The organism is Wohlfahrtiimonas sp. XWW7, from assembly GCF_056716055.1.
Genome location: NZ_CP168032.1, coordinates 1350148 through 1365447 on the forward strand (window position 1 = coordinate 1350148; position 15300 = coordinate 1365447).

14 protein-coding genes are annotated in these 15300 nt (G+C 36.3%); 9 read left to right on the forward strand and 5 right to left on the reverse strand.

Annotation, left to right across the window (positions count from 1 at the left end; all coding sequences use genetic code 11):
* Positions 1 to 947: 947 nt before the first annotated feature.
* Both ACA100_RS06500 and ACA100_RS06505 read left to right on the forward strand, forming a co-directional pair.
* The gene (locus ACA100_RS06500; RefSeq protein ID WP_481076903.1) at positions 948 to 1481 is read left to right on the forward strand and encodes a YbhB/YbcL family Raf kinase inhibitor-like protein; all 534 of its coding nucleotides are present in this window, start codon (positions 948 to 950) and stop codon (positions 1479 to 1481) included.
* A 24-nt stretch (positions 1482 to 1505) separates the two neighbouring features.
* Entirely contained in the window at positions 1506 to 2321 is an 816-nt protein-coding gene (locus tag ACA100_RS06505; protein WP_481076904.1) for an AraC family transcriptional regulator, read from the forward strand.
* Between the two features lie 36 nt (positions 2322 to 2357).
* Here the strand turns inward: ACA100_RS06505 and ACA100_RS06510 are convergent, their stop codons facing one another.
* Positions 2358 to 2843 (reverse strand): ABZJ_00895 family protein, encoded by a 486-nt coding sequence (locus ACA100_RS06510; RefSeq protein WP_481076905.1) that lies wholly within the window; start codon positions 2841 to 2843, stop codon positions 2358 to 2360.
* A 477-nt stretch (positions 2844 to 3320) separates the two neighbouring features.
* Between ACA100_RS06510 and ACA100_RS06515 the strand changes: the two genes are divergently transcribed.
* Positions 3321 to 4681 (forward strand): IS3 family transposase gene (locus ACA100_RS06515; protein WP_481076906.1). Its coding sequence is split into 2 segments (ribosomal slippage): positions 3321 to 3801 and positions 3801 to 4681, totalling 1362 coding nucleotides; the frame shifts between segments, so codons are not numbered across the junction.
* A gap of 31 nt (positions 4682 to 4712) precedes the next feature.
* Here ACA100_RS06515 and ACA100_RS06520 read toward each other — a convergent pair.
* The 4 genes from ACA100_RS06520 to ACA100_RS06535 form a co-directional block, all read right to left on the reverse strand.
* Positions 4713 to 5087, reverse strand: coding sequence for a hypothetical protein (locus ACA100_RS06520; RefSeq protein WP_481076907.1), 375 nt, complete (start codon positions 5085 to 5087; stop codon positions 4713 to 4715).
* Positions 5069 to 6388, reverse strand: coding sequence for a phosphatase PAP2/dual specificity phosphatase family protein (locus ACA100_RS06525; RefSeq protein ID WP_481076908.1), 1320 nt, complete (start codon positions 6386 to 6388; stop codon positions 5069 to 5071). The genes ACA100_RS06520 and ACA100_RS06525 overlap by 19 nt, the downstream gene beginning before the upstream one ends.
* Positions 6372 to 8129 carry a bifunctional alpha/beta hydrolase/class I SAM-dependent methyltransferase gene (locus tag ACA100_RS06530; protein ID WP_481076909.1) on the reverse strand — a complete coding sequence of 586 codons (1758 nt, stop codon included), beginning with the start codon at positions 8127 to 8129 and terminating at the stop codon, positions 6372 to 6374. The genes ACA100_RS06525 and ACA100_RS06530 overlap by 17 nt, the downstream gene beginning before the upstream one ends.
* An 86-nt stretch (positions 8130 to 8215) precedes the next feature.
* A complete protein-coding gene (locus ACA100_RS06535; RefSeq protein ID WP_481076910.1) occupies positions 8216 to 8827 on the reverse strand; it encodes a CDP-alcohol phosphatidyltransferase family protein in 612 nt (203 codons plus the stop codon).
* A gap of 323 nt (positions 8828 to 9150) precedes the next feature.
* On the opposite strand from ACA100_RS06535, the gene ACA100_RS06540 reads away from it, so the two are divergent.
* The 6 genes from ACA100_RS06540 to ACA100_RS06565 all read left to right on the forward strand — a co-directional run bounded on the left by ACA100_RS06540 (position 9151) and on the right by ACA100_RS06565 (position 15298).
* Positions 9151 to 10251, forward strand: coding sequence for an RNA ligase RtcB family protein (locus ACA100_RS06540; RefSeq protein WP_481076911.1), 1101 nt, complete (start codon positions 9151 to 9153; stop codon positions 10249 to 10251).
* A complete protein-coding gene (prfH, locus tag ACA100_RS06545) occupies positions 10251 to 10868 on the forward strand; it encodes a peptide chain release factor H (protein ID WP_481076912.1) in 618 nt (205 codons plus the stop codon). Before ACA100_RS06540 ends, prfH begins: the two co-directional genes overlap by 1 nt.
* 69 nt (positions 10869 to 10937) lie before the next feature.
* A complete protein-coding gene (locus ACA100_RS06550) occupies positions 10938 to 11879 on the forward strand; it encodes a phosphatidate cytidylyltransferase (RefSeq protein WP_481076913.1) in 942 nt (313 codons plus the stop codon).
* Positions 11879 to 12514: a lysophospholipid acyltransferase family protein gene (locus ACA100_RS06555; protein ID WP_481079111.1), complete on the forward strand. Its 636-nt coding sequence runs from the start codon at positions 11879 to 11881 to the stop codon at positions 12512 to 12514. Before ACA100_RS06550 ends, ACA100_RS06555 begins: the two co-directional genes overlap by 1 nt.
* Positions 12515 to 12828: 314 nt before the next feature.
* The gene (locus ACA100_RS06560; RefSeq protein WP_481079112.1) at positions 12829 to 14046 is read left to right on the forward strand and encodes a hypothetical protein; all 1218 of its coding nucleotides are present in this window, start codon (positions 12829 to 12831) and stop codon (positions 14044 to 14046) included.
* A 7-nt stretch (positions 14047 to 14053) separates the two neighbouring features.
* Positions 14054 to 15298, forward strand: coding sequence for an allantoate amidohydrolase (locus ACA100_RS06565; RefSeq protein WP_481079113.1), 1245 nt, complete (start codon positions 14054 to 14056; stop codon positions 15296 to 15298).
* Positions 15299 to 15300: the final 2 nt, after the last annotated feature.

The following is a 15300-nucleotide window of genomic DNA, read 5'->3' on the forward strand; positions in this document are numbered from 1 at the left end:
TATGAGCATAAATGGAGAAGCAGTAAAATAAGAAAAGTAACTGTCATAGTTATAAAAATAGACCAATGAAATGCAGTGAAGGCATTAGAAAAAGGAATATTATTAACGACAGTTTGATACCAAAAATACAGATAAAAGAATGCGATAATAACAAGCGTGACTATAAAAATATGGTTGAGGATATTGTTTTTCAGATCGATATTAGTGAAATAGTGTACATAAGCATGTGTAAAAATTAGATAGATTGCGGCTGCAAATGCAAAAGTGAAATAAGGTTTTATATGAATTATAGGATTTGTATTAATTTTTAATCGCAAGATCCGAGTAAAAATAATGTTAGGTAAAACCAAAGAATATACGACCAATATCATAAATAATAATCGAATTGCATAGTCTAATATCAGTGATTTTATCTGATAGAAACTAGGCAACAACGTGATTAAATGTAGAAAAATGAAAGGAGCAATACCGCATATAAGAATAAAGGCTATGTTCTTTTTAACGGAGTTTTCCCAATTGTATTGATGGATAGTGATTGCAGAAAAACTGAAGACTAAGAGTGCTTGAAAAATTATGAACATTGTAGAAGTAATGAGCATGGAAATGATAAGTTCCTGGTCATTAATATATGATATATAGGAGCCGCCAAGTATCTGGTAATATCTTCGACAAAGCGCGACTACAATAAATAGCCCTGATGTTAATAATGGTATTTTGTCTTGCTTAAGCCATTCAATCATTTTGTTTTCCTTTTTTTTATTCTTTTATATCAAAATATTATATCTCGAATATGTTGCTTTGATTTTGATAAAAGTAGCATTTTGATGTGAATAATTAAACGAATTCAAGTGAGCGAATTTGTATTAAACTAGATTGATTCTGCATGGTGAATCATCCATATTTCAGTGAAACTAAACGCCTTGTTATTTATAAAGGATTAATGTTGTATGAAAAAGTTAGTGCTCGGTTTCGTTGTGATGTTGGGTTGTGCGAATGCGCAGGATTTTACGTTATCAAGCCCAGAGCTTGAAGCCAATGGATTGACGAATAAACAGATGTTTAATCAGTTTGGTTGTCAGGGCGAGAATATTTCGCCTGCATTGGAATGGAAAAATGCACCGAAAGATACTAAAAGCTTTGTGCTAACTGTGTATGATCCCGATGCGCCATCAGGTTCAGGTTGGTGGCATTGGGTGGTTGCGAATATTTCACCTGCAACAACTGGAATTATTGAAAACGCAGGCAGCTCTGTAGATTTGATGCCAAAAGGTTCTTGGAGCGTTCGCAACGATTATGGCATCAATACTTTTGGTGGCGCTTGTCCGCCTGAAGGTAGAACGCATCGTTATCAATTCACATTATATGCTTTAGATATTGATCAAATTCCTGAATCAGAAGCTGCATCGCCTGCATTGATTGGCTTTATGGCAAATCATCACGCGATTGGTAAAGCAACGATGACTTATACTTTTGGTCGATAAATATAAAGATTAAGGGAGAAAAAAGTGGGTTTGGAGAGTTCAAAGCAATTATTAAGGTTTGAAGATATCGGCACTTGTGCGACTATTCTTCAACATTATGAACAACCGTTAACTCAGATTTTCTGCCTCAATCCAATGGTGATTTTAGTGTTGCAAGGCACTAAAATCATCGAGTTTGATCATCAAAAATCCACAATTAATGCAGGTGAAATATTGGTGATTCCTGCGGGTACAACATTGGATATTCTTAATCTAAATCCTGAGGATGATAGTTATCTAGCATGTTATTTTACGTGGGAATCTAAGCCATTAAAATATTATGAAAAGATGCGAGAAAGCCATCATTCCTCGTATTTAGATAATATCCAAATCTTAAAGAATATTCCTGAATCGTTTAAAGAGAGTTTTTTACAGATATCTAATCAACTCACAACAATCAATAATCAAGATTTAGTAAATCATAAATTTGTGGAGATTTTGATTTGGCTAGAGCAAATGGGTGTTGTATTTTCGAGTGCTGAAAATTTAACGTTATCTCAAAAAATCACACAATTAATCTCTCAAGCACCAAATCAAAAATGGCAAGCGAAAGAGATTGCACAGCATTTTCATTTAGGTGAAAGCACAATGCGCAGGCACCTTGCCAATGAAAATACGAGTGTCAGCCAACTCATACAAAATGTACGCACAAGTTATGGCTTAACTTTATTGCAAACAACCCATTGGAACATTGAAGATATCGCACAAGAAGCGGGCTATGAATCAGGTTCCCGATTTGCATATTATTTCAGGCAACGCTTTGGATTTTTGCCGAGCGAGATGAAGAATAATGCTAGATAAAGAAACGGGTATTAAAAGTAATAGTTACTATAGATTTTACTCTAATAAAAATTTTGATAGTTTTTTTGTATAACTACCATATAAGTATTTTAATGACCCATAAAAAATCAGAGAGAAAATTACTAAAAATATGAGAATAGTGATGAAAAATTCGGAGTTTATTTTTAGTCCAAACATGTAAGCCCAATTAATTAAAGGATTTTTAAGTAGAAAAAGAAATGGTTTTAATCCTTTAAAGTAAAAGATGAAACCTGCAAAATAAATCCAAAAATAGCTTAGTGATATTGTCCAAGTTAGTACAAAGCTAACTCGAGTAAGTTTGCGAGATTCTTCAATTGTAGGTATTCGTTTTTCTATTTTTAGAAAATTGTGAATAAGAAGTATTGCAGATATAAATATGCTAACTATACTTGATAAAATAAAACCAGATGATGTGTTAATTAATATGCTAAGAAGGGAAAATAGAATATTACACAATAATAGATAGCCCGAAAATATCCAATAATATTTCTTTAGAGACATATTTATTCCTTTGTTTTTTATTATAATATTTTGATTATTATATCACTGAATCTATGATTTTTACTTGCCTTTGATCAGTAGTAAATCTGATATTTTTTAATGGGCGATCATTTTAATGAATGCTGGAATGATGATATCTATCATGAAAATTGTGTGAAGAATTAAATATATAAAAAGTACATAGATTGCAGCTAATAAAGCTCTAACAAATAGTTGAAATATCAAGCTTAATCGGGTTTTACTGTGCCAAAGCTTTAAAAATAAAATTGGCGTCGAACAAATAGTGAAAAATAATAATAAGTATTGAGGATAGCTGTCATACCATAAATATAGTTCTGATCTATGAAATCCAAATAAGCTCGCAGATACGATTATTATCATGCCCGATGGCATAGATAAAATCAGCAAGGATATTAATAAGCCAAAGATTTGTGAACTGCACCCCAAAAGTTGGACACAACTTTGGGGTGTTTTTATATGGCGAAGTATTCTTTTGATTTCAAATTAAAAGTTGTTAAGTTTTATCAAAAAGGAAATGGATATAGCTCTACAGCTGATCATTTTAATATTGATCACTCCACCGTTAAAAAGTGGGTCAAAGCTTATCAGTATCATGGTCAATCAGGGATTCAGCCAAGAACAACAAAACGATTATATTCTGCTGAATTCAAATATTATGTATTGAAGTTTATGTCAGATCATTATTACTCTGCCCGCGAAGCGGCTTCATATTTTAATATTCCAGCATTTACTTCTATATTAGAATGGCAATCACTGTTTAAAGAAGGTGGTTTGAGTGCACTTGAACCACGTCAAAAAGGAAGACCTAAAAAGATGAGATTGCCCAAAAAACCTGATAATCGCACTGAACAAGAAAAGTTGATAGATCAACTTCAAGCTGAATTAGCCTATCTTCGTGCGGAGAATGATGTGTTAAAAAAGTTTCAGGAATTGGACGAGAAGGAAGAAGCGCTCAGGCGCAAACAATCATCGCAGAAGAACTCAAAGTAAAGCATTCATTGTCATCGTTACTGAAAATCATGAATCTAGCCAAAAGCACTTATTACTATCATAAGGCAGTATTGGCTAAGCCTGATTCAGATGAAAGCCTTAAAGCAAGGATAACAGCCCTTTTTCATGAGCATAAAGGTCGATATGGTTATCGTCGCATCACTGCGATATTACAAAAAGATTTCCCCATTAACCATAAAAAAGTTCAAAGAATCATGCGATTACTGAATCTTAAATCTTTAGTAAGACCGAAGAAATACCAATCTTATAAAGGAAAAGTTGGAAAAATAGCGAAGAATATTTTGAAGCGTAATTTTAAGGCTCAAAGGCCCAACCAAAAATGGGTAACAGATGTCACAGAGTTTAAAGTGAACGGTGAAAAGCTGTATTTATCTCCGATTTTAGATCTATATAATCAGGAAATTATTAGCTATGAAGTTGCTAAAAACTCCAAATATGAGTTGGTGGGTAAAATGCTGAATAAGGCATTGAAGCATTTAAAGTTACATAAGAAAGGACGCAAGAAACTGATTTTACATTCTGATCAAGGTTGGCAATATCAAATGAAACAGTACCAACAATCTTTAAAAGATCACAAAGTTAGACAAAGCATGTCACGCAAAGGCAATTGCTATGATAATGCTGTGATTGAGAACTTCTTTGGTGTTTTGAAATCAGAGCTATTTCATGTGAAAAAATTTGAATCTATCGATCAATTAGAGAAAGAGATTCATGAGTACATCGATTATTACAATAATGATCGAATTAAGCTCAAACTAAAAGGACTGAGTCCGATAGAATATCGAAATCAGTCCTTGTCTTTATAATTTATAAACTGTCCAAGTTTATGGGGTCAGTTCAAACCAAATAAGTGATTTGTAATTTCACCAAGCAAATAATCCCCGCAATTCTGCTATCTAAGCTTCTTGTTGTATCAGGCTCCAAGTTTTTAATGAGCTTATGTTTCAGTAAGATTTGATCAAAGGCTTCCAAGTTTTCAAGGCTTGGTGATTCATTTTGTAATAACTGGAAAAACTCATAATCCATCGCAATGCGAAGCGCATAATAGGTTTGTGCGATTAGTAATACAAACGCAAGTAAAATCGCAATGATTGCAAATCTAAAAGGTGCAAGATAAGCAATACTCAACGCTGTAATGATGAATATGGCCCAAGATGATCGATTGATTAATTTGCCTTGTTTTAATAGCGTTATTAATACAGATAATTCCATGTCAATTTCCTTAATATTTTGATCTGTGTTGGACTCAACACAATATCTTTACGGGCTTTTTTTACTTGTTGAATGGCTTTGTTCACGGAGTAATTTCGATAGATCACAAGATAAGCAACGATGCTTGTGGCACTTCTTGAATAACCTAGGGCGCAAAATACCAAAGTATTGCCAGATCGAAGCGCCTTATTGATAGTATTGGCAGCATGTTCACATTCAGCAATGGTTAAAGGCGTCATATCCAATAAATAATTATGATAATAATTTTCCACTTTTTCACCATTAAAGGGAATTTCTGCACAACAATCCACTAAACTTTGAAATTGTGAAAGATCTAGCGTTCGGTTTGGGATCGAACCGATATTAAGATTGGGCGATACTTCATCGAAAGGATTGCTTTTTCGTGTCCAAATTTTTGAATTGATCATGGCAATTAAAATGTAAGGTAGAAACAGAATCCATTGGCTCAATGCGTAATGCCCATTTTTCTGTTTCGGGAAACCTTTTCTGCCAAAGAAACCATAGTTACAAGCCACAATGAAAAGTGAAAATGCAGGATACAATAACCATAACCAACCGCTTTTATTCACAATCGCAATCAAGGTCAGAATGATAGATATGGTGAAATAAACACCAAACCATTGCCAATTTTTAGCGAGTTTTGGCACATATAATGGCGATTGAATATGATTGGGTACAATCCAAATAGCTAAAGCACCTGCTAACATGCCCGCAGGAATATCAATGAAATGATGTTGCCAAGTGGTTAATACAGAAGCGCCAATGAAAAGTGACCAAATGCTGATTAACCAATGCCATTTTTTAGAAAATCGCTCGGTATAAAAAGTCCATAACACAACCAAAAGGGCAATGTGCAAGGAGGGCGCTTGATTATAAGGATGATCAAATTTCATCAAAGAATCAAACCACCAGCCAAAGAAGCCTTGAATTTCTGGGCGATTGATCACATTGATCTGTTGTAAGGGAAAGAGCAGAAAACCCAAAACACAGATAATTTGCGTGGCGAATAAACGCTTGCCCAATGTTTTAAGTTGTTTGCTATTAATGGTTAATACAATGGCTAAGCCATAAAATAGATTTTCCGTCCAATAGGGAATGATCGTCCAAGGAATCAATGGGATTTTGTGCTCCCATTGAAACATTATGTGTGGAATGATCTCTGATTTTGCGCGCCAAATAGTGAAATAGTTGGCGGCGTTATAAGTGAGATAAAAGAATATGGCTAATGAGATTAACCATATGCATTTTTGTTGCCAGAGATTTTTAGTGATCTTGTCCATTACGCACCGCGATTGATACAGTGAAAATTCCCCATTCATCAATGAGCATATTCTGTTTCGTAAAGCCTGCTTCTTCTACTAATTGATCCATTTCTAATTGAGTACGGCGGCGCATTACCCATTGTTGACCTTCACGATGGCTTGTTAATGCACGAGCAATATACTCTAATTGAGGATGCCATGGTTGGTTAGTATAAATCAAATAGTTGCCAGCTTCCATGCTGTTGGCTAAGCCTTTCAAAGAACTTTGTAATAAGTGATTTTCGCCGAATAATTCATACAAACCTGAAACAATTGCAATGGTTGGTTTCGGTGATAGATTGGATAATTCCTCTTCGCTGAATGCATTACCACGCTCGAAAGTTGCGATCTTACTTAAGCCTTTTTGTGCAATCAGATCAGTACCTTTTTCAACATTTAGTTCACTATAATCACGAAGCAGGATTGATTTTGGCTTTTTAGGCAATTGATTCACAGTTTCTAAAATGTATCGACCATGGCCTGCTGCAACATCCACAATGCGGACATCTTTTTTGTCAGCTTGTTGTGTTTCAATGGCAGTTTTTAGAATTTTTTCTAAGTTCACTTTGCGTTGACGAATCCCGCGCCAGCCAATTGCATCCAAATATTTAAAATCTAAGAATCGGCCAAAAGCAGTTAAACCTGTGGGTTGATTACGGTAAACATAATCCAATGTGCTACCTGAATCAAAACCTGTTTCAATGCCCAATTTTACGCCATCGGATGTACGAGAAGCAAAGCACAACCCTTTTTTAGTGAATGCCCAATACATTTTTTTGAAAATATTTCTTTCAGGTTTAGCGAGCTTTTTGGATTCTTCCGCGGTATAACCAACTTTATCGGCATCGATTAAATTGGGTGTTTCAATCGGTTGGCTGAATGCTTTTTCGATAAATGATCGTGCTTTATGAATCGGAATACCACGATATTTTTCGCCTAATGTATCGTGATAAAAGCCTTTCAATATGTGCATCTCTTTGGTTTTGGAGCTGAGGTTTTTAAAGAAAGTGATTTGTGGTTTTCTTTTAACCACCCAATCAGAGCCTGAAATTAATAACTGAGTTGGCACATGAATGGATGCAGCATCCGCAACGATTCTTTTAGATGTATCAAAAAGATCCAATAAAATTTTGGTGGAAATAGGGCGCTCAACTAAAGGATCTGCATTGAAGGATTCTTGGCGCTCCTCATCATGTGTTAAGTAATGGGATTTTACATAGCTATTCACAAAGAAATTGCCACGAATGTTATACATTAAACGTAAACCTGGAATGGCAAAAGGTACATATAACTTCACTTTAAAGGCAGGGGATGCTAGCACTAATGCGCGAATTTTAGGCACATAATCATGTACCCAAGTGGAAGCAATCACAGCGCCTACGCTTTGGGCGATAACGGCAATATTTTCTGCTTGAATATTGTATTCAGATTGAATGTGTTGAAAGAAAGTTTCTGCATCATGCACCATCCAACCAAAGTTAGGTGCATCACCACGAGCACCAGGTGATTGACCACAACCGCGTGCATCCCAAGCAAAGAAGTCATAATCAGGTAGATTCAACTCATCCACTAAGTGAGCAATTCTGCCTGAATGTTCATGCCCGCGATGAAATAGAATGATCGCTTTTTTATCCAAACTTGGCTCTGTCGCTGCCCAATGGCGATAAAATAGAGATTCACCATCATGGCTCGTAAAAGTTGAAGTTGTTTCTGTTCTCATGATTATTTCCTTATTATTTGTATATTTAAACTATTTCTAGGTTTGGCAATTTCCTCACCTACGGCGAGGAAATGCATAATGTATTTTTATAAAGCATTCGTTTCACGAATGCCTTGGCGAATTCTGTTAAAAATTGTGTAGATCAATAATGCAATAACGATATAGAGCACACTATTGATCCAATAGATCTCAACTAAATTGAGTGCAATGACAACGCTTAATGTGCCAAAGACAAATGCACGATCACTTTTGCCCATTGGGCCATCGTAACGGCGGCTTGCGCCGATTAATGGTGCCATTACGCCCGCATATTCTGATAAAAATGCTAAAAAGATGATGAGTAAAACGGCATAACTATTGATGCCAGCAATGAAGATGAATACAGCGAATAGCGCACTATCTGCAATGACATCGCACAGCTCATTTAAGTAAGCGCCGAGTTTAGATTGTTGATTGAATTCACGAGCCAACATTCCGTCGATAGCATTAAGTGCCATGCGAATGAACATCCAGATCGGCATTAACCATAAAACTAATGTATTTGGCAGGAAAAACGCCATGATTGTCGCAATAATCAATGAACCAATGCATGCAGCCACAGTTACTTGATTGGCTGTGATGTTTTTATCAAAAAGCTTTTGCGTGATAGGGCGCAATAAAGATTGAAATGCAGGTTTTAGTTTGTAGATGGAGATCATTTTGTTGCCTCGAATTATTCTTTTTTAATAATCTTTAATATTGATAGATCAAGATGACTGAAAAAAGATCAAAAGTGAATTTTAAATAATATTAAACGATGACTTATTAAAAGTAAACATTGTTTAATAAAATTATTATATTGTACTTTATTTTTAAACTGCTAGAATTGCGATCTTTATTTCATCCATTAACGAGCAAGGAGGACATTATGACAACATTACAATCAAATCTCTTTGCAGGCGTTGATCTATAAGTTTTAATTTAAAACTCGTTTCGCCTGCCAATCAAATATATTTAAAGTTACATAATAAAAGGATTGGAAATGGGCAATACCATTCAAATTTTATCGCCTTGGACAGAAGGCAACGCGCTTGATCAACTTAAAAAAACTGCTGAATTAAAAGGCATGCATTCTGTTGCAGGCATGCCAGATTTACATGCTGGGCACGGTTATCCTGTCGGTGCTTCATTTTTCTCAGTGGATCATTTATATCCTGCTTTAATTGGCAATGATATCGGCTGTGGCATGAGTTTCTGGCAAACGGATTTATTGGCTCATAAATTTAGGTTGGATAAAGCAGAAAAAATCTTAAAGAAATATTCAGACTTTGCGGATGATGATTGGCTAGCTGACAATGTGCCGACTGAATTTCAAAATCATGCATATAAAAGTTCTCTCGGTTCAATTGGCGGCGGTAATCATTTTGCTGAATTTCAGAAAGTGAATACAATCATCCATCAAGATTTATGGGATCAATTAAATTTAAATCATAAAAATTTATTTTTATTGGTGCACAGTGGTTCTCGTGGTTTAGGGCAAGCGATTTTGCGTGATCACATTGATCACTATAATCATGATGGCATGAATGATGCTGATGACATTAATACATATTTGCAAAAGCATGATGAAGCTGTGAAATTTGCGAGTATTAATCGCGCTATGATCGCAGAACGCATGTTGGATGCACTCAAAATGTCAGGGAATCGTATTTTAGATTTACCACACAATTATGTGGAACCTGCAATGATTGATCATGTGAAAGGTTGGTTACATCGTAAAGGTGCAACTGCTGGTGATCGAGGTTTGGCAATCATTCCTGGATCACGGGGAACATACAGTTATTTAGTGATGCCAAAAGCACAAGAAAACTCACTATTTTCCATTGCGCATGGCGCAGGTAGAAAGTGGATGAGGAGTGAATGTGCAGGGCGATTGTCACAAAAATATAGTGCGGATCAATTAACTCGGACAGAATTGGGCGGACGAGTCATTTGCCAAAATCGTGATTTGTTATATGAAGAAGCACCAGAAGCTTATAAAGATATTGAAGGTGTGATTCAAGCATTGAAAGATGCAGATTTAATCGAAGTTGTTGCAGAGTTATCACCTGTATTAACTTACAAAACATCAGGAGAGCACTAATGCAAATTGTACAATTATCATCAGCTCAAGGCCCTGTAGAATGTTCTATTGCCATTGAAAAAGCGTTGAATGTGTTCATGAAAGCATTATCAATACACAATATTAATTTTGAGTTAATAGAATCAGTGAAGGATCGAAAAGGTTTAAAATCTGCAACATTGCATGTGAATATTGAAGATGATCATGCTTTGATTCAAGAATGGCAGGGAACACATCAATGGATTTGGAAAAGTTCAGTGCGCCCCAATCATCGACGTAAAAACTGGTTTTTCGGCATTGAGTTCTTTTCATCGCTCAAAGCTTTGCCTGAAAGTGAAATAGTGTATAAAGCGATTTCAGCGCAAGGGCCAGGTGGGCAACATGTGAATAAAACTGCATCTGCAATTCAGGCAACGCATTTGGCAACTGGCATTTCTGTCAAAGTACAAAGGGAACGTAGCCAGCATGCCAATAAGCGTTTGGCGAATTTATTGATTCAGAAAAAATTGCATCAGATGATGAATGAACAATTGGATCAATCAGAAAAAGCTCGCCGCTTGGTCCATCATCAATTGGCGCGAGGCAATCCAAAAAAGATTTTTGTGGGCCATCAATTTAAAGAGCAATGTATGATTTAATTTGTATCTAAACACTGTTTACTTTAAAGTGCGTGATATGATTTAGAAAATATAACAAGGAATAAGATAATGGCGAATTTTCCACAGCATAGTTTAATCATGGTTGGCATATTATTTGCGATCTTGATGATCTCTAGTGTGATTGTTTGGCATAAAAACAGAACGGATCATCATAAAGATCACACTGAATTAGTGCAGCGCACGCAATCATGGTGGTGGATGATCGGTTTGATCTTAGGTGCGTTTTTCTTAGGACAAAAAGCAACAACGATCTTTTTTGCATTCATCAGTTTTTTGGCGTTGAAAGAATTTTATTCCATTACGCCCATTAGGGCTGTGGATCGTCGTCTGATTTTCTGGGCATATTTATCCATACCATTTCAGTATTATTTTGCATACATTCAATGGTATGGCATGTTCATTATTTTAATTCCTGTCTATATGTTCTTATTGTTGCCATTCAGAGCTGTTTTAATCGGCGAAACAGATGGGTTTATTAAAGCTAATTCCACAATTCAATGGAGCTTAATGCTGTGTGTTTTTGGTTTTAGCCATATTGCTTATTTAGCGAATTTGGATCGAGTGCATCCTGACGCTGGTTTCGTAGGTTTATTGCTGTATCTTATTTTTGTCACACAGTTCAATGATGTGAGTCAATATGTTTCAGGGAAGTTGTTTGGCAAGCGTAAAATCATTCCGAAAGTCAGCCCGAATAAAACGTGGGGCGGATTCTTGGGCGGTTTAGTGATTACAACAACTTTAGCAGCATTATTAGCACCATTTTTGACAATATTGACATGGGAAAAAGGGTTGTTTGCAGGGATTTTAATCGCAACTTCAGGCTTCATTGGCGATGTCGTTTTATCTTCTGTCAAGCGAGATTTAGGCATTAAAGATAGCGGATCACTCATTCCTGGACATGGCGGATTATTGGATCGCGTTGATAGCTTGATGTATTCCATTCCGCTATTTTTTCATTATTTTTATTACATCACAAAAGAGTTTGCATGATGAAAAGGCTCATTAAGATTCTATTCTTCGCGGTGATTGTTAAACCATTGGTGTTGATTGGTTTGGGTTTAAATATTGTGAATCGCAAAGCATTACCGAAAGAAGGTCCTGCGATATTGGCTGCCAATCATACAAGTCATTTGGATACATTGGTTTTAATGAGTTTATATCCTTTGAAGGATTTACATCGTGTTCGTCCTGTTGCGGCTGCCGATTATTTTCACAAAAACCGTTGGATCAAATGGTTTGCGACATATTGTATAGACATTATTCCCATTGCACGCAATGAAGTTAAAGCACCTAGTGAACTATTTTCAGGATGTTATTCAGCATTGGATAACGGCGATATTGTGATTTTGTTTCCAGAAGGTACGCGCTCAAGTACTGAAGATCGTATTTTTAAATTAAAACGTGGCATTCATTATCTCGCAATGAGATATGAATATATGCCTGTTTATCCAATAATTTTGCGTGGTTTAGGGAAAGCTTTACCGAAAGGAGAAGCACTATTTGTACCATTCAATTGCGATGTAGTTGTGGGTGTTGCATTAGAGATTGATACCAATCCTCAAATTTATCTAGACAAATTAGAAAAAAGTTATCAAATATTGCTCAAATCATGTATTACAAAATAGTTAATGATTAGCATTGATGAAAGCAGTTAATCGAATGATATTGAAGAAATAATTTATTTGATCAGCAATTGATCTAATGCATAATTTTAATGTGAAGTTTTGATATAATCAAAGGTCATGTCTTGCAAAAATAAAAAATATCCTCTATACAATTTAGGGATGCTTAAAAAATAATATTAATAACTGTCGACCAGTAAAGCAGCTGAAAGAGTCAAAAGTAAACATTAATTTTAGGGATATTTAAGATGGAAAATGCGGGCGCCGGGGGATTTTTGCTCCAATTAAAGACAATGTTATTAACACCTTCACCAGAAATGCCACAAATGTTGGCAATTGTATTGATTCTGGGAATTTTATATCTAGGTGATTATATTTCGCTGAAAACAAAAGCGTTTATTCCATCTGTCTTTGTCTGCGCTGTGCTATTTCTACTCGGTTATTGGACGTTCTTCCCAACAGATTTGGTTGCGCGTGCAGGGATTCCAACGGTTACAGCCGTATTATTAATCTTCTTATTGATCGTTAATATGGGTACATTGTTATCATGGCGAGAAATGATCATCCAGTGGAAAACAGTTGTGGTTGCCTTGGTAAGCTTGGTGGGCGTGATCATTATCGGGTACACAATTGGTTCGTTATTTTTTGATAAAAACTTAATCACAGCAGGGATCCCACCATTAATCGGTGGGATTGTGTCCTCCATTATCATGCATGATGCAGCCTTGGCTTTAGGTTTAGAAGACGTTGCGGTATTTGCATTGTTAATTTACGTGATGCAAGGTTTCGCAGGCTATTCTTTAACATCAGTATCTTTGAAAAAAGAAGGGCGAAGAGTATTAGAGTTACATCGTAAAGGTCAATGGAAGTCGGATCCTGAATCCATGAAAGAAGTTGAAAAGTTGGCTCGTGAAAATGCGTTGGATCGTCCAAGAATGTTCAGCAAAATGGATGAAAAATGTGATACAGATTATTTTAAATTATTCAGAATCGCTGTGGTTGGTTTGATCGCTTATGGCACATCATTAATGTTTAAAACACAGTTTGGCATCGTAGTGGATCAATTTGTATTGTGCTTATTGTTTGGTGTGATTGCCGTTGCTGTAGGATTTTTGGAGCGCCAACCGTTACAAAAAGCAAACTCCATGGGGTTTGCAATGATGGGTATCATGGTTTTCGTATTCAATGGCTTAAGTAAAGCAAGCCCAGATATGTTAGGGCGTTTATTCGTACCATTGGTTGTATTGATCGGATTGGCAGTTGTGGGCATGTTCATTGCCTCATTTGTGATCGCATTCATTTTGCGCATTAATCCATTCATGGCATTTTCTGTGGCATTGACAGCGTTATATGGTTTTCCTGCAGATTACATTATCACGAAAGAAGTGGTGGACAATTTAACAGATGATGAAGCGGAACGAAAAGTATTGTTGGATCATATGTTACCACCTATGTTGATTGGCGGTTTTGTCTCTGTGACGATCGTATCTGTCATTTTAGCAGGCTATATGAAAGGCTGGTTGGTTGCAGCATAAGGAGCAAATAATGGTTCAAGTATCACGCATTCAAAAAGATTTAGAAGATTTGAATGAATTTACAGCAACACCAGGACAAGGCACAACGCGCTTGTCCTATAGCCCTGAAGCCGCCAAAGCTCGTCCTTTTATTAAAGAAATCATGGAAAAAGCAGGTTTGACGGTGAGGCAGGATGCTTTGGGGAATATTTTTGGCCGATTATCAACGCCAGAGATTGACCATAAGCCAATTGTTTTAGTGGGCTCCCATTATGATTCTGTGCCAAATGGCGGTATGTTTGATGGTCCTGCGGGTATTATGGCAGGTTTGGAAGTAGCAAGATTATTTCAAGACCAAGGTTTAGTACCGCAATATCCTTTAGAAATTGTTGCGATGGTGGAAGAAGAAGGCACAAGCTTTAACTCAGGCTTATTAGCATCACGTGCTTTATGTGGTTTATTGAAGTATGAAGATTTGCTGAATCTGAAAGACCAGCAAGGTTTGAGTGCAGCAGAACACATCAAAAATGCAGGTTTTCAGCCAGAAGAAGTGGAAAAGTTGGCTTATCCACCGAATGCTTTGAAAGCATTTTTGGAGTTGCATATCGAGCAAGGCCCAATCTTAGAGGATTTGAAAAAAGATATCGGTATAGTGGATGTCATTGTGGGAATTTCTCAATTGCAAGTGGTGATTCAAGGTAAAGCTGGGCATGCAGGTACAACACCGATGGGAATGCGAAGCGATGCGTTATTATCAGCAAGTCGAGTGATTACTATGGTTGAACAGATTGCAACACAAGCTGGTGAATATTGTGTGGCAACAGTTGGGCGCTTAAATGTTTATCCAAATGGTGCGAATGTGATTCCTGATAAAGTCACATTCACTGTGGACATTCGTTCTAAATTTAAAGATAAATTGGATAGTATGATTGCAGCTGTTAAAGAAGCTATTCATGCTGAAAGTCATCATGGGATTATAGTCCAAGAACATTTAACTTTATATGTAGAACCCACAGAGTTATCCACAAGAATTGTGAATAATTTTAGAGAACAGAGTCAATCTTTGGGCATTTCTGAAGAGCCAATGGTCAGTGGTGCAGGTCACGATGCCATGATTTTTGCGAGAGTAACGGATGTTGGGTTAATTTTTGTGCCCAGCAAAGATGGCATCAGTCATCATCCCGCAGAATGGACGGAATATTCAGAGATCGCCAAAGGTGTAGAAGTATTGTTTGAAACAGTCAAAGCATTGACAGAAGCAAAGGAAAAATAAAA

Excerpts from the sequence above, each read along its gene's own strand:
- ACA100_RS06500 (WP_481076903.1), top strand. The coding sequence starts at position 948 with ATGAAAAAGTTAGTGCTCGGTTTCGTTGTGATGTTGGGTTGTGCGAAT.
- ACA100_RS06510 (WP_481076905.1), bottom strand. The coding sequence starts at position 2,843 with ATGTCTCTAAAGAAATATTATTGGATATTTTCGGGCTATCTATTATTG.
- ACA100_RS06520 (WP_481076907.1), bottom strand. The coding sequence starts at position 5,087 with ATGGAATTATCTGTATTAATAACGCTATTAAAACAAGGCAAATTAATC.
- ACA100_RS06525 (WP_481076908.1), bottom strand. The coding sequence starts at position 6,388 with ATGGACAAGATCACTAAAAATCTCTGGCAACAAAAATGCATATGGTTA.
- ACA100_RS06530 (WP_481076909.1), bottom strand. The coding sequence starts at position 8,129 with ATGAGAACAGAAACAACTTCAACTTTTACGAGCCATGATGGTGAATCT.
- ACA100_RS06535 (WP_481076910.1), bottom strand. The coding sequence starts at position 8,827 with ATGATCTCCATCTACAAACTAAAACCTGCATTTCAATCTTTATTGCGC.
- ACA100_RS06540 (WP_481076911.1), top strand. The coding sequence starts at position 9,151 with ATGGGCAATACCATTCAAATTTTATCGCCTTGGACAGAAGGCAACGCG.
- prfH (WP_481076912.1), top strand. The coding sequence starts at position 10,251 with ATGCAAATTGTACAATTATCATCAGCTCAAGGCCCTGTAGAATGTTCT.
- ACA100_RS06550 (WP_481076913.1), top strand. The coding sequence starts at position 10,938 with ATGGCGAATTTTCCACAGCATAGTTTAATCATGGTTGGCATATTATTT.
- ACA100_RS06555 (WP_481079111.1), top strand. The coding sequence starts at position 11,879 with ATGAAAAGGCTCATTAAGATTCTATTCTTCGCGGTGATTGTTAAACCA.
- ACA100_RS06560 (WP_481079112.1), top strand. The coding sequence starts at position 12,829 with ATGCCACAAATGTTGGCAATTGTATTGATTCTGGGAATTTTATATCTA.